We start from the raw sequence: 17,168 nt of genomic DNA on the forward strand, positions 1-17,168 counted from the left end.
TCGATCGCCGCGCACGACCAGCCGCCCTATCCGGGCGATGTCGAGCTCGAAGAGCGGCTGTCGGCCGCGCTGCGCTGGAACGCGCTCGCGATGGTCGTGCGCGCGAACCGCGCGTACGGCGAGCTGGGCGGCCACATCGCGAGCTACGCGTCGGCATCCGACCTGTTCGAAGTCGGCTTCAACCATTTCTTCCGCGCAGCAACGGGCGACGGCAGCGGCGAAACTGGCGAATGCAGCGAACGCGGCACGGGCGGCGACCTCGTCTACTTCCAGCCGCATTCGTCGCCGGGCGTCTATGCGCGCGCGTATCTCGAAGGCTTCCTCGACGAAGCGCACCTGAAGCACTACCGCCGCGAGATCGCCGGGCCCGGCCTGTGTTCGTATCCGCATCCGTGGCTGATGCCCGACTTCTGGCAATTCCCGACCGGCTCGATGGGCATCGGCCCGATCAACGCGATCTACCAGGCGCGCTTCATGCGCTACCTGCAGCATCGCGGCCTCGCGAACACCACGAACCGCACCGTATGGGGTTTCTTCGGCGACGGCGAGATGGACGAGCCCGAATCGCTCGGCGCACTGTCGCTCGCCGCGCGCGAGGGGCTCGACAACCTCGTGTTCGTAATCAACTGCAACCTGCAGCGGCTCGACGGCCCGGTGCGCGGCAACGGCCGCGTGATCGACGAACTCGAGGCGCTGTTCGCCGGCGCCGGCTGGAACGTGATCAAGGTGTTGTGGGGGTCCGACTGGGATCCGCTGTTCGCGCGCGACCATGCAGGCGCGCTCGCCCGTGCGTTCGCCGACACCGTCGACGGCCAGTTCCAGACCTTCTCCGCGAACGACGGCGCGTACAACCGCGCGCGCTTTTTCAGCCGCGACCCGGCGCTCGACGCACTCGCCGCGCAGCTCACCGACGCGGAAATCGACCGCCTGCGCCGCGGCGGCCACGACGCACGCAAGCTGCACGCCGCGTATGCGCGCGCGTTGGCTCATCGCGGCCAGCCGACCGTGATCCTCGCGAAGACGATGAAGGGCTACGGCATGGGTACGGCCGGCCAGGGCCGGATGACGACCCACCAGCAGAAGAAGCTCGACGTCGACGACCTGAAGGCGTTCCGCGACCGTTTCCGGCTGCCGCTGTCGGATCTCGACGTCGAGCAGCTCACGTTCTACAAACCGGCCGAAGACAGCCCCGAGATGCGCTACCTGCACGCTCGCCGGGCTGCCCTGGGCGGCTATCTGCCCAGAAGGCGGATGGTGGCGTCGGAGGGGCTCACCGTCCCGCCGACGCCGGCCTGGGGTGCGTTCGCGCTGGACGCGGGCGGCCGCGAGATGTCGACGACGATGGTGCTCGTGCGCATGCTGGCCGCGCTGCTGAAAGACCCGGCGCTCGGCCCGCGTGTCGTGCCGATCGTCGCGGACGAAGCGCGCACGTTCGGCATGGCGAACCTGTTCCGGCAGGTCGGCATCTACTCGCCGCTCGGGCAGCGCTACGAGCCCGAGGATCTCGGCTCGATGCTCTACTACCGCGAGGACACGCGCGGGCAGATTCTCGAGGAAGGCATTTCGGAGGCCGGCGCGGTGTCGTCGTGGATCGCCGCAGCGACCGCGTACAGCGTGCACGACCTGCCGATGCTGCCGTTCTACATCTACTACTCGATGTTTGGCTTCCAGCGCATCGGCGACCTGATCTGGGCCGCCGCCGACCAGCGCTCGCGCGGCTTCCTCGTCGGCGCGACGTCGGGCCGCACGACGCTCGGCGGCGAGGGGCTGCAGCACCAGGACGGCAGCAGCCATCTCGCGGCGTCCACGATCCCGAACTGCCGCGCGTACGATCCGGCGTTCGCGTACGAAGTCGCGACGATCGTCGATGCCGGCATGCGCGAGATGGTCGAGCAACAGCGCGACGTGTTCTATTACGTGACGGTGATGAACGAAAACTACGCGCAGCCGTCGATGCCCGATGACGATCCGGCCGCGCGACGCGAAGGCATCCTGAAGGGCATGCACCGGCTGCCGTCCGGCTCGAACGCGACGGCGCGCGTGCAGTTGCTCGGCGCGGGCGCGATCCTCGGCGAAGTGCTCGCCGCGCAGCGGATGCTGAAGGACGACTGGGGTATCGATGCCGCCGTGTGGAGCGTCACGAGTTTCAGCGAGTTGCAGCGCGACGGGATGGAGGCCGAACGGCTGGCACGGCTTGGCGATGTGCCGCGTGGGCCGTACGTCGAAGCGATGCTTGCCGCGACGCAAGGCCCCGTGATCGCGGCGACCGACTACGTGCGCGCGGTGCCCGAGCTGATCCGCGCGTACGTGCCGCGCCGCTACGTGACGCTCGGCACCGACGGGTTCGGCCGCAGCGATACGCGCGAGGCGCTGCGTGCGTTCTTCGAAGTCGATCGGGGGAGCATCGTGCTGGCTGCGTTGAAGGCGCTTGCCGATGACGGTGAACTCGATGCGGCGATGCTGCACACGGCGCGCGATCGACTCGGCAAGACGGCGCGGCAGTCTTGCGGAGCGCCGTGGCAACGCTGAGCGCACACGCAATGTTGTCGAGCGCTTTTTCAACCGTATCAAGAATTTTCGTCGAGTCTCCACTCGACACATTTCCCGCGAGATAGTCACGGAACACGAGCACACAATTTGAGATGGTGGGCGAAGACGAATCGGTAGAATAAGTCGATTCGGCAGGAGAATTGCCCGTGACAACACCGAGATGTTTGAGCTTTTCGGAAGCGTTTCAAGCCAACATGACCGCGCTGCAGATGCCGGTTCCCACAACGCTATTCGCGACCCTGCAAACAGCGGTGGCGAGTATCGGCACGATGATGGGCGCGCTAAAGACGCTCGGTCCGGATGCGACGGTCGCAGAATTGCTTGGCGCAACCACAAAACTCGAAGTGGCAACCGTCACGGGGGCGATCCTCGGCAGCGTCTATCTGGGTGCGGTCATCGGTAGCCTGATGGTCGCGACAGATGCTGCGTCGGCATGCGGCATCCGCAAACACGGAGCAACCTGTCCTTGGCAGTCGCACAATGGGGCACGCGCTACCGCCTTGCGGTTCATCCGTTGATCATGGCTCAAATCCTGCGGCATCCCGAAGTTCTCGCGCCCGGCCCGCATAGCTATCTCGGATTGAAGGCAAACACGGCAATCCGGGGTGCGCGATGAAGTGGATTGTGGATCACTTGCTTCTCATCGTCACGGCGTTGATTTGCGCCGTCGTAGGATGGACCATCATCGCCGCGACCGGCGAGTGGTTTCCCACCCTGATGATGTTGATCGCGTTCGCTACGCTGTGGGGCGAAAACACACGCCTGCGAAAGCTACTGGAACAAAACGGCATCGACCCGAGAAGGCGGAAGCGGTAGCGAGTCGATTTGTCACGGCGATGAGCGGGGCGATATGCCTTTACCGCCGTGTTCGAACGCGTGGAGGTTGGCCTTGGTCATGCGGCGCCGCAGGTGAGACGCCAGTGCCGATCGTGCTCACTTCGTTTTGTGCGCATGCCGCCAACACCGCATGTGCCGTCAGCCGCATCGCGATGCGCTACAACGGCAGCGCATGCGTCGAAAGAATCTCCTTGAGCACCATGAACGAGCGCACCTGCCGCACGCCCGGCAGGTATAGCAGCTGCTCGGCGTGCAGCCGGTTGAAGCTGTCGTTGTCGCGTGTGCGCACCAGCATGAAGTAGTCGAACTCACCGGTCACCACGTGACACTCGACGCACCCCGACACTTTCTGCGCGGCCTTCTCGAACGCGGCGAACGCTTCGGGCGTCGAGCGATCGAGCACGAAGCCGATCACGACCAGCATCCCCGCACCGAGCGGCTTCGGGTCGAGCAACGCGACGATGCCGCGGATCAGCCCCATTTCCTTCAGCCGTTCGACGCGCCGCAGGCACGCCGGCGCGCTCAGCTTCACCTTCGCCGCGAGGCTCACGTTGGAGATCGACGCGTCCTGCTGCAGTTGCCGCAGGATCGCGCGGTCGATGCGATCGAGCACCGGTGCGGCATCGGCCGGCGGCGCGCTGCCTCGATCTAATTTCATTGCGTCATCCTCCATTTCAACGAATCGAAATTGTTTCTGCCGTTCTCGTATCGTCGATAACGTAGGCCGTCTCAATTTATTTCGCAAGCTCATTTCTCGCGCTTCTGCCTATCATTTTTCTCGTCGGGACACGGCCTGCCGGCCGCGCCCGAGCAAACCGATGATTCGCCCTGTCCACCGCTTTCCGGAGCACGCCGATGAACCTGCAACGTTTCCCCCGTTATCCGCTCACGTTCGGCCCGACACCGATCCAGCCGCTCAAGCGCCTGAGCGAGCACCTCGGCGGCAAGGTCGAGCTGTATGCGAAGCGCGAGGACTGCAACAGTGGCCTTGCGTTCGGCGGCAACAAGACGCGCAAGCTCGAATACCTCGTCCCCGACGCACTCGAGCAAGGCGCGGATACGCTCGTGTCGATCGGCGGCGTGCAGTCGAACCAGACGCGTCAGGTCGCGGCCGTCGCCGCGCATCTCGGAATGAAATGCGTGCTCGTACAGGAGCACTGGGTCAACTACGAAGATCCGGTGTACGACCGCGTCGGCAACATCCAGCTGTCGCGCATGATGGGCGCGGACGTGCGGCTCGTGTCCGATGGCTTCGACATCGGCATTCGCCGCAGTTGGGAAGAAGCGATGGAGAGCGTGCGGCAGGCGGGCGGCAAGCCTTACCCGATTCCGGCCGGCTGTTCCGAGCATCCGCTGGGCGGGCTCGGCTTCGTCGGTTTCGCGGAAGAGGTGCGGGCGCAGGAGGCGCAACTCGGCTTCAAGTTCGACTACATCGTCGTGTGCTCGGTCACGGGCAGCACGCAGGCGGGAATGGTCGTCGGCTTCGCTGCCGACGGTCGCGCCGACCGCGTGATCGGAATCGACGCGTCGGCCACGCCCGAGCGCACGCACGAACAAATCACGCGCATCGCGCGGCACACCGCCGAGCTCGTCGATCTCGGCCGGCCGATCACCGCGGCGGACGTGGTGCTCGACACACGCTACGCCGGCCCCGAATACGGGCTGCCGAACGACGGCACGCTCGACGCGATCCGCCTGTGTGCGCGGCTCGAAGGCATGCTGACCGATCCGGTCTACGAAGGGAAGTCGATGCACGGGATGATCGACAAGGTACGGCTTGGGGAATTCGAACCGGGGTCGAAGGTGCTGTATGCGCATCTCGGCGGTGTGCCGGCGTTGAGCGCGTATAGCGAGATTTTCCGGAACGGTTGAAGAAATCGACATGAAACGCCGGCGCGCCGTGGGTCGCGTGCCGGCGCCTTGATCGCGGCGATCGCCCTGATCGCCGCTGTTGCTGTGCCCTCTACACACCCGCCGTCCCGCACGCCATTTCTTCGGCTTCCAGCACCCGTCGCCTTTCCGGCCGCCGCTCCCCGTTTGTTGCAAATCGCTCGCCTCGGCGATCCGACTTTGCGCGTCCCTATAAAGACGAGTCCGACTCCGTTATTCGCTCATTCAGACCGAATTCCGACTGATTCGTACGCGTACGAATCTCTTTAGACGGCATTTAGTAGGCGTTCTATTTAAATCACGCCCCTGCTTCCCGAAAATTGATCCCGTCGAGTCAGCCGCAACGTTTCGCAAGCATTCGCCCGTCATGGCGACCAGCACGAAAGGCCCCGTTGCACTGCATCAGGTCGACCGGCACCCCAGGCAGCGTCTCCTTCGTCGATGGCTTTTCCCATGTAGTGGAAAGCACGGCCGCGAATCCGCTTCGGCCAGCCCCGCGGTATCGCGTCGCAATCGGAACGAGGGACGTCCATCACAATCGGAACGGCAGCAGAAGGGTATATGGACATTTCATTCGAACCACGGCACGCGCATGCCGCGCGTGCCGCCGGCGGTCTGATCGCGCGCATTGCTGACGTCGCACTGATCTCGTTCGGCGCGCTCGTCGCCGCGCTCGTGTTGCCTGGCTCGGACGTCGATCGGTTGTCCGAACTGGCCGCCGTCGCCTGCGCGGCGACCTTTGCGCTGATGCTGTTTCCCGCATTCCGCCTTTACCACGTGCCGGCCCGTACCCCCGCACACCGCACCGCGCTGCTGACCGCGTTCGCCTGGCTGACCGCACAGGCCGGCGCAGCGCTCGTGATGCGGGTGCTCGCGCCGACGCTGGCCATTCCGCTGCCCTGGTACCTGCTCTGGACGGCGACGAGCGGCATCGCACTTGTCGCATCACGCGTCGTCGCCGGCACGACGCTCGAACGAATCGGCCGCCCGCAGGAAAGCGATCGCCTCGTCGCGATCGTCGGCGCCGGCGCCCATCGCGACGCCGTCCTCGACCGCATCGCCAGTGTGCCGTCGGCCGGATTCCGCGCGGCGGCGATGTTCGATATCGCCAACGCCAACACGGCGAGCCCTGATGGCATGCCGCGCTTTGGCGATCTCGAGATGTTCGCCACGCATGTCCGCACGCACGCGATTCCCGAAGTCTGGCTCGCGCTGCCGATCGGCGAGGCGCGCATCGTGATGGCCGTACTCGACGCGTTCCGCGACGATCTCGTCAACATCCGCTTCATGCCCGACGTCAGCAAGCTCGCGATGTTCGACGGCGAGATGATCGACCTCGTCGGCGCACCCGCGATCAACCTGGTCGCGTCGCCGCTGTCGTCGCGCGCGCTGCTGCACAAGGCGATCTTCGATCGTGTATTCGCGGCCGCCGTCCTCGTCGGCATGGCGCCGCTGCTGCTCGCAATCGCGGCGGCAGTCCGGCTGTCGTCGAACGGCCCCGTGCTGTTCCGCCAGCAACGCAAGGGCGCGGACGGCCAGGCGTTCACAATCTTCAAGTTCCGCACGATGCGGCTGCACGACGCCGGCAGCGAAGTGCACCAGGCGACCCGCGACGATCCGCGCATCACGCGGGTTGGTGCATTCCTGCGCCGCACGAGCCTCGACGAGCTGCCGCAGTTCCTCAACGTGCTGCGCGGCGACATGTCGGTCGTCGGCCCGCGCCCGCACGCGCTCGAACATGACGACCTCTACCGGAAGATCGTCGACGGCTATATCCACCGCTACCGCGTCAAGCCCGGCATCACCGGATGGGCGCAGATCAACGGCCTTCGCGGCGAGACCGACCGCGTCGAAAAAATGCAGCGCCGCGTCGAAGCCGATCTCCACTACCTGCGCAACTGGTCGTTCGCCCTCGACATGCGCATCGTCCTGGCCACCGCCCTGCGCGGCTGGTCCCACCGCAACGCGTACTGATACGCCCGCGGCACCGCCACCGCGCGTCGCCGCACCACGATAAGGATGACTGATGACTTCCGCCATGATCGAGCGGGCTGGATCCGCACGTCCCTACCGCGTGCGCACGCTGCTCGCCGCAGCGGTCAGCGTCGCACTGTCTGCCTGTGCATTCGCACCCGGCATGCAGATGAGCGCACCGCCTGCCACCACCGACGGCCAGCCTGCCGGACACTCGAACGCAAACGGGAGCGCCCTTCCGTTCCGGATCACGGCGATCGACGCCAGCCTGATTCGCCAGCTCGACGCACAGGCCGCGCAGCAGCAGAACCTGCCATCCGACCGGCTGGTCGCCGCACCCGGCGCCTACCGTCTCGGCCCCGGCGACGTGCTGCAGATCACCGTCTGGGATCACCCAGAACTCGCGGCCGCGCAAGGCGCCGCCCAACAGAACGCACCACGTACGGCCGACCCGGTCGCCGGCTTCGTCGTCGATCCGCACGGCAGACTGGCGTTCCCGTTCGCCGGAAGCGTGCCGGTCGCGGGTCTCACGGCCGCCGCCGCGCAGGCACGCATCGCCGCTGCGCTGTCGCGCGTCTATCGCAATCCGCAAGTAACACTGCGCGTCGCGTCGTTCCGCTCGCAGCAAGTCTATATCGACGGCGAAGTCCGCACGCCCGGTGCGCAGCCCGTCAACGACGTGCCGATGACGCTCTACGAAGCGCTCGGCCGCGCGGGTGGGCTCGGCACGGCCGCCGACCAGAGCCGCATGACGCTCGTGCGCGACGGCGTGTCCTATCCGCTCGACCTGACGCGCATGCTGCGCGACGGCCGCAATCCGGCCGACGTCGTGCTGTCGGCCGGCGACCTGCTGCACGTGCCGGCGCGCAGCGACTACGGCGTGTACGTGATGGGCGAAGTGAACAAACCGTCGCTCGCAGTGCCGCTGCGCGACGGCCGGCTGACGCTGTCCGACGCGCTGTCGCAGGCCGGCAGCGTGAACGCGAATACCGCCGACACCGCGCAGATGTTCGTGATCCGCGGCTCGCAGACGGGCGATCCACAGGTGTTCCACCTCGACGCGCGCTCGCCTGTGTCGATGGTGCTCGCCAACGAGTTCGCGCTGCAGCCGAAGGACATCGTCTACGTCGACGGCAACGGCCTGGTGCGCTTCAGCCGCGTGCTGAGCCTGCTGCTGCCCGGCGTCAACGCCAGCGCCACCGCGGCGCTCGCCGTCAAATGAGCGCCATCGCCACGCTGCTCGTCGTGTGCGTCGGCAACGTCTGCCGCAGCCCGATGGGGCAAGCGCTGCTCGGCGCGCGCCTGCCCGGCGTCGACGTGCAATCGGCCGGCATCGGCGCGCTCGAAGGCCACCCTGCCGACCCGTACGCCATCGACCTGATGCGCGAGCGCGGCCTCGACCTCGCCACGCACCACGCACGCCAGGTGTCGTCCCGGCACGTCACGCGTGCCGACCTGATCCTGACGATGGACCTCGAGCAGAAGCGCTGGCTCGAGCGCCGCCACCCGTTCCTGTGCGGTCGCGTATTCCGCCTCGGCGGGGCCGCTCATGGTTTCGACGTACCCGATCCGTATCTCGGTCCGCGCGCGTCATTCGAACACAGCCTGCGGCTCATCGAGCACGGCGTCGACGCGTGGTGCACGCGCATCGCGCCAGCCTCCTCCCCCTCCACCCCGCTTTCCGGACCGAATCGATGACCTCTCCCGTTTCCCGCGAGCGATCGCACGATCGCGGCGCCGAGCTCGACCTCGCCGGCGTCGTCGACGTGCTCGCCTCCCAACGCTGGCTGGTCGCGCTGGCAACCGCCGCCTGCGTCGGCGCCGGCACGCTGTATGCGTTCCTTGCCCCGCCGCAATACCAGGCCGACATCCTGCTCCAGGTCGAGGACACCGGCGACACATCCACCGCGAAAAGCATGCTCGGCGACGTGTCGTCGCTATTCGACATCAAGTCGAGCGCCGCGGCCGAAGCGCAGATTCTCGCGTCGCGGCTCGTCGTCACGCGCGCCGTCGACGAGCTGCGCAGCTACATCGTCGTACAGCCGAAGCGCTTTCCGCTGGTCGGCGATTTCGTGTCGCGCTTCAACACCGGCCTCGCGCGTCCGGGTCTGCTCGGCTTCGGCGGCTACGCATGGGGCGAGGAAGCGGCCGAGCTCGCACGCTTCGACGTACCCAGGCCGCTCGAAGGCGAGCACTTCGAGCTGACGCTGCTAGACGGCCAGCGCTACCGGCTGACCGGGCCCGCACTGCCGTCGGCCGTCACCGGCCGCATCGGACGCCTGGAGACCTTCCCGACCGCGAGCGGCCCGATTGCGATCGACGTCGTGCGCATCGACGCGAACCCGGCCACCCGCTTCTCGCTCGTGCGCGAATCCCGCGCCGAGACGATCGACTCCCTGCGGCGCGGCCTCGACGTCCAGGAGAAGATCAAGCAGTCCGGTGTGATCGTCGCGACCTTGCGCGGCCCCGATCCGAAACGGATCCAGGCGCAGCTCCAGGCCGTGGCCGACCACTACGTGCGCCAGCACATCGAGCGCAAGTCCGCCGACGCGGCGCAATCGCTCGTGTTCCTCAACGCGCAGTTGCCGGTGCTCAAGCGCCAGCTGCAAGACGCGGAACAGCGCTACACCGACATGCGCAACGCGAACGGCACGATCGACCTGACCGAGGAAGCGAAGCTGATCCTGCAGCAGACGGCCGATGCGACCACGCGCCGCCTCGAACTGCAGCAAAAGCGCGACGAGATGGCCACGCGCTTCGCGTCGGGCCACCCCGACATGGTCGCGCTCGACGCGCAGCTCGCCACGCTCGGCCGCGAGCAACGCGGCTTCGAACATCAGGTTCGACGGCTGCCCGACCTGCAGCAGAACGCCGTGCGGCTGATGCTCGACGTGAAGGTCGATACCGATCTCTATACGGCGCTGCTCGCGAATACGCAGCAGCTCGAACTCGTGAAGGCCGGCAAGACCGGCAGCGTGCGGCTCGTCGATACGGCGATCGTGCCGGAGGATCCCGTGCGCCCGAGGCGGCCCGTCGTGATCGCGGCGGCCGCGCTGATCGGGCTCGTGTTCGGCATCGCGCTCGCCTTTGCCCGCGACTTCCTGTTCGGCGGCGTCCGCGATGCAGACGAGATCGAACGGCATCTCGACATCGACGTCTACGCGACGATTCCCGACTCGGCGGCGCAGCGGCAGATCGCGCGACGCATCGCGCAGCACGCACCGGGGCCCAACCTGCTGAGCGCGCGGCATCCGCACGATCCGGCCGTGGAAAGCCTGCGGAGCCTGCGCACCGCGCTGCGCTTCGCGATGCAGGGCGCGCGCAACAACGTGCTGCTGCTGACCGGCCCCGCACCAGGCGCGGGCAAGTCGTTCGTCGCCGCCAACTTTGCGGCGCTGCTCGCGGCCAACGGCGAGCGCGTGCTGCTCGTCGACGGCGACCTGCACAAGGGTCATCTGCACGATTCAATCGGCGTCCCGCGCGAACGCGGCTTCGCCGAGTTGCTGTCCGGCACGGCCGCGCCCGCCGACGTGACCCACCGCGACGTGGTGCCCCGCCTCGATTTCATCCCGACCGGCGCGGTGCCCGCGCATCCGTCCGAGCTGCTGGCCGACGAACGCGTCGCCGCGCTGCTCGACGCGTTGTCGGCCCGCTACGACGTCGTCGTGATCGATGCCGCGCCGATTCTCGCCGTGACCGATGCGGTCACGCTCGGCCGCCACGCCGGCACCGTGCTGCTCACGGCGCGCGCCGCGTCGACTCGCGTCGCCGAGCTGGGCGAAGCCGCGCGCCGCCTCGCGCACAACGGTGTCGCCGCAAGCGGCGTGCTGCTCAACGGCGTCGATCCGCACGTCGGCCGGTATGGCTCGCGCTACGGCGCCTATCGCTATACGCAATACCGATACGCGCCGCCGCGTTGCGGACTGGCATCGTCGGTCGGCCGCAAGGTGCGCGCGCTCGTGTCCCGCCGCCGCGGAGAGCCGCGATGAGCGATACCCGTCATCTCGAACATGTCGCGATACGCGATACCGCGCCGGCGGGCGCTTCCGCCACGACCGAATTGCGCGCCCGGCAAGCGCCCGCCCGTGCGGCGCGCCTGAGGATCGCGCTCGTTGTCGAAGCCGCGGGCGGCGGCGTGGCCGTCCATCTCGCCGACCTGATCGACGGACTGGGCGCAACCGACGGCATCGAACTGCACCTGATCGTGCCGCACGGCCCGCGTTTCGACGCAACGATCCTCGACGCACGCGTGCTGTCACGCTGCGCGAGCGTGCATGCGGTGCCGATGCAGCGCGCGGTCGGCTGGCGCGACGCGCTCGCAGTCGGCCACGTGTATCGCCACCTGCTGCGCATCCGTCCAGACATCGTGCACAGCCACAGCTCGAAAGCGGGCGCAATCGCACGCCTGTGCCCGGGGCCGTGGCGGCAGGTGTACACGCCACACGCGGTCTATACGTTGAACCCGACGCTGGGCAACCGCCAGCGCCGTTTCTACGGAACGATCGAGCGGCTGCTCGGCCGCCTGTGCACGCACCGGATCGTCGCCGTCTCGTGCGACGAAGCCCGGCACCTGAACGAAGCGCTCGGCATTCCAGCCGCGCGGATCGAGACGATCGTCAACGGCGTCCGACCGCCGGCGCTGATGCCTCGTGAGGAGGCACGACGGGCCCTTGGCATCGCGCGTGATGCGCACGTCGTCGGTTTCGTCGGGCGCTTCGATCATCAGAAGGGCGTCGACCGTCTCGTGCGGATCGCGCGCGGCGTGTATCGCCAATGCGGCCGCACCGTGCAGATCGTCGCGATCGGTTCCGGCGACTTCATCACGGCGGCCGCCAACGAGGCCGACGATCTGCCGCCGAATCTCCACGTCGTCGGCCGCGTGAACCACGCGAGCCGCTATTTCTCCGCGTTCGACCTGTTCGCGTTGCCGAGCCGTTATGAAGGCTTTCCCTACGTGTGCCTCGAGGCGATGGCCGCTCGTGTGCCGATCGTCGCCACCCGCGTGTCCGGCGCGACCGAGCTGATCGACACGCACGGCATCGGCGTCGTGGTGCCGAACGAGGACGACACGACGCGCTTCGCCCGCGCGATCGTCGCGCTCGCAAACGATCCAGCCGCACGCGACGCGATGCGTGCGAACTGCACCGCGACCTTCGAGCACTTCTCGGCCGAAACGATGGTCGCGCACACGCTCGACCTCTATCACACCCTTTCCCGACGAGGCCCGGCATGACTCCCCCTATTCACGTCGCGCTGCTGCATGCCTACAGCGCGCGCAATTCCGGTGACGGCCTGCTGGTCGACCTGTCCGTCGGCCTGCTCCGTGAAGCCTTCGGCGATGCTGTCCGTGTGTCGATCGTCGCAGCCGATCCGGCTTCGTTTCCGGCGTACGACGACGTATGCGGTGCGCCCGTGCTCGCGGAACGCGGCAAGAGCCGGCTGATCGGTGCCGCAGCTGCGGCACTGCCCATTCAAATGAACGGCAGGTTGAACACGCTGCGCGGCCTGCTCGACGAAGTCGACCTGATCGTCGGCGTCGGCGGCGGCTATCTGCGCGCACGCACGACCCTCGAAGCGCTCAAGCTCGAAGCCGGCCACCTGCTGCAAATGCGCGCCGTGCTCGCTTCCGGCAAACCCGCCGTCTATCTGCCGCAAAGCATCGGCCCGGTGCTGTCCTCTCGCGCCGTCGGCACGCATCTTCAGTCGCTGCTCGGCGCGTTCGATACGGTGTTCGTGCGCGACGATCGTTCCGCCGCCTTTCTCGCCGCGAATCCGAATACGCGGCGCGCGCCCGATCTCGCGGTGCTCGACTTCGGGCATCGCAGCGAGACCATCCTTCGGCACGCATCGCCGAAAAGCGACACCGCCCGCCATGTCGCCTTCGTGCTGCGCCGCGCGCCCGCGTGGAGTGCGAAACGACGCGCGCGCTATGACGCGTCGATCGCGCAGCTGGTCGAACAGGTGCGCGCGACGTGCCGGGTCAGTTTTGCGGTGCAAAGCACGGGGCGCGGCAACGACGATCCCGCGTACTACCGCCGCCTCGGCATTCAGGAACCGCTGACTCCGCTCAAGACGCTCCTCGAAACCGATCGGCCTGACGTCACGGTATCGGTTCGCCTGCACGGCGCGATGGAATCGATCCTGCATGGCGTACCCGCGTTCCACGTCAGCTACGAGCGCAAGGGCTTCGGTGCGTATGCGGACATGAAGCTCGGCGACTGGGTCGTCAACGGCGCGGATTTCGATCCGGCGCGCGTTTGCCGGACGATCCTCGCCCCCGGCGCGCCCCAGGCGTTCTGGGATGCCGCACAGGGCGGTTTTGCGCGCATCCGTGCCGCACGCGCACGCGTGATCGACGCGCTGCGTGCGGTCCATCGCGTCGATTCCGGCTCCGACGTCGAAACGAATGCCGAAGCCGACGTAAAAGCAACCGCAGCCATCGACGAGGCCGCGCCATGCTGACGCGCCTGCTCCTGCGCGGCCTGGCGCTCGGCCTGAAATTCGCGCTCGCGATCATCGTCGCGCGCACGCTCGGCTTCGACGCAGTCGCCGCGTACGGTCTCGCGGTCGCCGCTACCGTGATCGCATCGAAAGTGCTCGGCCTCGGCTTCAGTCCCGAACTCAACCGGCGGCTCAGCGAGTCCGATCCGTTGCCCGCGTTCGGCGCAATACGCGCCCTCTGCATCACATACGGCGGGCTGTACCTGCTGCTCATTGCGACGCTCGCCATCGCGACGGCCAACGGCGACGCCAGCCTGCTCGCCCACTTCGGCCTGTCGACACGGCTCGCGTGGTGCGTACTGTTCGTCGCGCTGTCCGAGCATGCGGCATTCGAGGCGAACGGCTGGCTGTTCTCGCTGCATCGACCGCGCGCCGGCTCGCTGCTGATGTTCGTCCGCACCGGTGCGTGGGCCGGCCTCGCATGCACGGGGCTGCTCGTCGGTGCGCTGCATTCGATCGAGTCGGTTTTGGCCCTGTGGTTTACAGCCAACGTGTGCGTCGTTGCGCTTTCGTGGTGGCGTATCGGCGCGGTTGCAAGCCACGCGCACGGCAGCCCGCAGACAGCTCACGCACCGGCCGCGCGCGAGCGCGGTGTGCTGTCGGTCTGGCGGCACGGGTTGCCGTTCTACGTAGCCGGCATCGTGCTCGCGTCGTTGCAATACGCGGAGCGGTTCATCGGTGGCGGCCAGTTGGGCGCCGACGCGCTCGGCCGATACGTGTTCGCGTGGTCGATCGCCAACGCGATTCAGGCACTCGCGTTCTCGACCGTCGTCGTGACGGCCGGCCCGCGGTTCGTGCGCGCGCTGTCCGACGCGCCGCACACCTTCTCCCGGCTCGCCGTGCGCGCGACGATCGCCAGCGTGGCTGTCACCTCGATCGCGGCGATCGCGATCCTTGCGCTGCATCGTGACCTGCTCGCGCTCGCGCACGAACCGGCCGCCACCGGCCAGTTCGCGCTGCTCGCGACCCTGCTCGCATCGTTCATGCTGCGCGGCGCGGCGGACGTGCTGTGGACGGCCGCCATCGCGCTGCGCACCGGCTGCGCGGTGATGCTGTCGATGATCGCGCTCGCGCTGTCGTACCTGCCGCTTGCGTGGAGCCTGATCGTTCACGCTGGCGCGATGGGAGCGGCCATCGCCCATCTCGCGGCAAGTGTCGGCATCGTTGCCACGCTGGCGCTGATCGTCGCGCGCACCGGCCGGTACGGCGCGGCCACACGCACGGAGGCGGCCCTGCATGCTGCGTAACCTGATTGCCGGCAGCCCGGCACTGAGCCGTGGCGTAACGCGCGCGGTCGGCGCAATGATCGTGTTCGTCTACTGGATCGTCTACGCCAAGGCCGGCGCGTTCCTGCCCGAGTTCGTATTCCGAGACGCCGAAAAGATCCAGAGCCAGATCGGCGGCGGCAGCACCTACGAGGGCACGTCGTTCGATGCGGTCGCGAAATTCTATGCACTGCTCGGGCCGGACGGCACGTCGTTGTTCGTGGCCGCGATCGGCACGGCGTTCATCTGGCGGATCGTCGGCGAAGGCCGCCGCGTCGGGTCGCTGGCCGCGATCATCGTGCTGCTGGCGCCGTGCGTGTTCTTCAACCTGTTCGTCGCGAGCAAGGACACCCTCGTCGTATTGATGGCGCTCGTGCTGGCCAGCACCGTGCAGCGTCGCGCGACCGTGTGGACCTTCGTGGCCGTCGTTGCGCTCTACGCCGGCTATGCGGCCGTCGTGCGCAGCTACTTCGCGCTGATTCTCGCGATCGGGCTGGCCGCGTTCCTGTTCCGGCACGTGTCATGGCGCGGCAGGACGGTGCTGACCGGCGCTGCCGCGATTGCACTGTTCCTGCTGCCGTCGGATGTGTACTACCTGCTTCAGCATCCTCGCGACATGGCAGCGGACTATCTCGCCTATGGTTCGCCGTTCGGCGCGCGCACGAGTTTCTACAACCCGGTCGTGCCCGATTCGTTCCTCGCCTTTTGCGCGAACTATGTGTATGCGGTGCTGCGATTGAATCTACCGCTGCTGTTCGACGTGGGCCCCAAGGAATTCGCGATGCAGCTGTTCGTGTGGATCGCGCTGGCCGCCGTGTGGCGCCGTGCACGGGATCGTGCGCATCCGGCCCGTGACCTGCTCGCCTGCGTCGTCATCGGTCACGTCGCGGTGTCGATGCTGTTCGAACCCGATCTCGGCAGCTATACACGCCACCTGTCGAGCGTCGCCTTGCTGTGCGCGCTTCAATTCGCGGGATTCGATTCGCGTGCCGGTCGACGCCGGCCGAAGCGCGATGCAGCGACGAACGGCACACGGCAACCGAACGCGCTCGCCCACCCATCACACCTGGACACGCCACGCTGAGCCCCACATGCAGACCTTCCCCATCCCATCCGGCTTCCTCCGAAACCTCCAATGCGCACGCGCCGTCGCGGCGCTCGCCGTCGTCGGCTATCACATGGGCGTGCTTCCGTTCGGGCAGGCCGGCGTCGACGTCTTCTTCGTCATCAGCGGCTTCATCATGTCCGTCGTCGCGCCACGCGAGGGGCGCGCGTTCCTGCGCAGGCGTTTGATCCGGATCGTGCCGCTCTACTGGCTGACCACGCTGGGCGTGTTCGCGATCGCGGTCGTGAAGCCCCAATGGTTGAATTCGACGACGGCCGGCCTCGACTATCTCGTCAAGTCGCTGCTGTTCGTACCCTACGTGAAGGAGAACGGCCATTGGGGACCGCTGAACCTCAACGGCTGGACGCTCGAATACGAGATGCTGTTCTACCTCGTCATCGCCGGATCGATGTGGCTCGTCCGCGCGCGTCATGCAACGACGTTCGCGGCGTTCGCGCTTGCGCTGTTCTGCGCGTACGTGGCCGTCGGTGGCCCGGCAGGCGAAGTCGTCGCTCACCTGGGGCAACCGTTCGTGCTCGAATTCGGGCTCGGTGTGCTCGCCTGCCGCCTGCTGGAAACCGGCATCGCCGGGCGTCTTCCTCGCTTTGTCTGGTTCGCGGCGGCCGCAGCAGCGCTCGCGACGATACCGCTCGCCGGCACCCTGTCCGGCACGCCGGCCGGCTTTGAACGTGTTTTCTGGTGGGGCATGCCGGCCTGCATGCTGATCGTCGCTGTGATCGCGCTCGATCTGCAGGGATGGTCAATCCGGAACACGATGCTCGCCCGGCTCGGCGATGCGAGCTATTCGATCTATTTGCTGCATCCGTATGTGATCGGCGCTGCGAACAAGATCGTCGGCGTGCGTCTCGATGCCGGCACCTGGTCGGGCATGGCGGCCGTACTCGCGACGCTGGCCGCTGTTTGCGCATGCGGCTATGCCTGTCATGCGTGGATCGAGCGGCCGATGCTTGCTGCGTTGAAGCACCGGATATCGGGGAAGCGCCGCGCATCGGCGTCTTGAGCACGGATGCAATTGCATCGAAGAA

General features: G+C 67.3%; 14 protein-coding genes. 13 read left to right on the forward strand and 1 reads right to left on the reverse strand.

What is annotated here, in order from left to right; translation table 11 throughout:
* From mdeB to G3N93_RS03960, 3 genes are all read left to right on the forward strand, one after another.
* Nucleotides 1-2,529 (forward strand): alpha-ketoglutarate dehydrogenase (gene mdeB / locus G3N93_RS03950; protein WP_206132301.1); only part of this gene is annotated, 2,529 nt, incomplete at its 5' end.
* 167 nt (nt 2,530-2,696) lie between these two features.
* Nucleotides 2,697-3,068, forward strand: coding sequence for a hypothetical protein (locus G3N93_RS03955; RefSeq protein ID WP_241026387.1), 372 nt, complete (start codon nt 2,697-2,699; stop codon nt 3,066-3,068).
* Nucleotides 3,069-3,162: 94 nt separating this feature from the next.
* On the forward strand, nt 3,163-3,366 hold the full coding sequence (locus G3N93_RS03960) for a hypothetical protein (RefSeq protein WP_174939844.1): 204 nt from the start codon (nt 3,163-3,165) through the stop codon (nt 3,364-3,366).
* A 178-nt stretch (nt 3,367-3,544) separates the two neighbouring features.
* Here G3N93_RS03960 and G3N93_RS03965 read toward each other — a convergent pair whose 3' ends face one another.
* Entirely contained in the window at nt 3,545-4,045 is a 501-nt protein-coding gene (locus G3N93_RS03965) for an Lrp/AsnC family transcriptional regulator (protein ID WP_174939459.1), read from the reverse strand.
* 197 nt (nt 4,046-4,242) lie between these two features.
* Between G3N93_RS03965 and G3N93_RS03970 the strand changes: the two genes are divergently transcribed.
* The 10 genes from G3N93_RS03970 (at nt 4,243) to G3N93_RS04015 (ending at nt 17,143) form a co-directional block, all read left to right on the forward strand.
* Complete coding sequence (locus tag G3N93_RS03970; protein WP_174939840.1) at nt 4,243-5,259, forward strand: 1-aminocyclopropane-1-carboxylate deaminase; 1,017 nt, start codon at nt 4,243-4,245, stop codon at nt 5,257-5,259.
* 579 nt (nt 5,260-5,838) lie between these two features.
* Nucleotides 5,839-7,251 carry an undecaprenyl-phosphate glucose phosphotransferase gene (locus G3N93_RS03975; RefSeq protein WP_241026388.1) on the forward strand — a complete coding sequence of 471 codons (1,413 nt, stop codon included), beginning with the start codon at nt 5,839-5,841 and terminating at the stop codon, nt 7,249-7,251.
* A gap of 52 nt (nt 7,252-7,303) precedes the next feature.
* Nucleotides 7,304-8,473 carry a polysaccharide biosynthesis/export family protein gene (locus G3N93_RS03980; RefSeq protein WP_206132302.1) on the forward strand — a complete coding sequence of 390 codons (1,170 nt, stop codon included), beginning with the start codon at nt 7,304-7,306 and terminating at the stop codon, nt 8,471-8,473.
* On the forward strand, nt 8,470-8,949 hold the full coding sequence (locus G3N93_RS03985) for a low molecular weight protein-tyrosine-phosphatase (protein ID WP_206132303.1): 480 nt from the start codon (nt 8,470-8,472) through the stop codon (nt 8,947-8,949). The genes G3N93_RS03980 and G3N93_RS03985 overlap by 4 nt, the downstream gene beginning before the upstream one ends.
* Nucleotides 8,946-11,240 (forward strand): polysaccharide biosynthesis tyrosine autokinase, encoded by a 2,295-nt coding sequence (locus G3N93_RS03990; RefSeq protein ID WP_206132304.1) that lies wholly within the window; start codon nt 8,946-8,948, stop codon nt 11,238-11,240. The genes G3N93_RS03985 and G3N93_RS03990 overlap by 4 nt, the downstream gene beginning before the upstream one ends.
* Nucleotides 11,237-12,484 carry a glycosyltransferase family 4 protein gene (locus G3N93_RS03995; protein WP_206132305.1) on the forward strand — a complete coding sequence of 416 codons (1,248 nt, stop codon included), beginning with the start codon at nt 11,237-11,239 and terminating at the stop codon, nt 12,482-12,484. Before G3N93_RS03990 ends, G3N93_RS03995 begins: the two co-directional genes overlap by 4 nt.
* Nucleotides 12,481-13,713, forward strand: a complete 1,233-nt coding sequence (locus G3N93_RS04000; RefSeq protein ID WP_206132306.1) for a polysaccharide pyruvyl transferase family protein — start codon at nt 12,481-12,483, stop codon at nt 13,711-13,713. Before G3N93_RS03995 ends, G3N93_RS04000 begins: the two co-directional genes overlap by 4 nt.
* Nucleotides 13,707-14,999, forward strand: coding sequence for a lipopolysaccharide biosynthesis protein (locus G3N93_RS04005; protein ID WP_206132307.1), 1,293 nt, complete (start codon nt 13,707-13,709; stop codon nt 14,997-14,999). Before G3N93_RS04000 ends, G3N93_RS04005 begins: the two co-directional genes overlap by 7 nt.
* A complete protein-coding gene (locus G3N93_RS04010) occupies nt 14,989-16,101 on the forward strand; it encodes a hypothetical protein (protein WP_206132308.1) in 1,113 nt (370 codons plus the stop codon). The genes G3N93_RS04005 and G3N93_RS04010 overlap by 11 nt, the downstream gene beginning before the upstream one ends.
* A 7-nt stretch (nt 16,102-16,108) precedes the next feature.
* Nucleotides 16,109-17,143 (forward strand): acyltransferase, encoded by a 1,035-nt coding sequence (locus tag G3N93_RS04015; RefSeq protein ID WP_206132309.1) that lies wholly within the window; start codon nt 16,109-16,111, stop codon nt 17,141-17,143.
* Nucleotides 17,144-17,168 lie beyond the last annotated feature (25 nt).

The organism is Burkholderia sp. Se-20378 (assembly GCF_017104665.1).
GTDB lineage: Bacteria > Pseudomonadota > Gammaproteobacteria > Burkholderiales > Burkholderiaceae > Burkholderia > Burkholderia lata.

Bases quoted from the DNA above. Each gene is read 5' to 3' on its own strand.
- G3N93_RS03960 (WP_174939844.1), top strand. From the start codon at position 3,163: ATGAAGTGGATTGTGGATCACTTGCTTCTCATCGTCACGGCGTTGATT.
- G3N93_RS03965 (WP_174939459.1), bottom strand. From the start codon at position 4,045: ATGAAATTAGATCGAGGCAGCGCGCCGCCGGCCGATGCCGCACCGGTG.
- G3N93_RS03970 (WP_174939840.1), top strand. From the start codon at position 4,243: ATGAACCTGCAACGTTTCCCCCGTTATCCGCTCACGTTCGGCCCGACA.
- G3N93_RS03975 (WP_241026388.1), top strand. From the start codon at position 5,839: ATGGACATTTCATTCGAACCACGGCACGCGCATGCCGCGCGTGCCGCC.
- G3N93_RS03980 (WP_206132302.1), top strand. From the start codon at position 7,304: ATGACTTCCGCCATGATCGAGCGGGCTGGATCCGCACGTCCCTACCGC.
- G3N93_RS03985 (WP_206132303.1), top strand. From the start codon at position 8,470: ATGAGCGCCATCGCCACGCTGCTCGTCGTGTGCGTCGGCAACGTCTGC.
- G3N93_RS03990 (WP_206132304.1), top strand. From the start codon at position 8,946: ATGACCTCTCCCGTTTCCCGCGAGCGATCGCACGATCGCGGCGCCGAG.
- G3N93_RS03995 (WP_206132305.1), top strand. From the start codon at position 11,237: ATGAGCGATACCCGTCATCTCGAACATGTCGCGATACGCGATACCGCG.
- G3N93_RS04000 (WP_206132306.1), top strand. From the start codon at position 12,481: ATGACTCCCCCTATTCACGTCGCGCTGCTGCATGCCTACAGCGCGCGC.
- G3N93_RS04005 (WP_206132307.1), top strand. From the start codon at position 13,707: ATGCTGACGCGCCTGCTCCTGCGCGGCCTGGCGCTCGGCCTGAAATTC.
- G3N93_RS04010 (WP_206132308.1), top strand. From the start codon at position 14,989: ATGCTGCGTAACCTGATTGCCGGCAGCCCGGCACTGAGCCGTGGCGTA.
- G3N93_RS04015 (WP_206132309.1), top strand. From the start codon at position 16,109: ATGCAGACCTTCCCCATCCCATCCGGCTTCCTCCGAAACCTCCAATGC.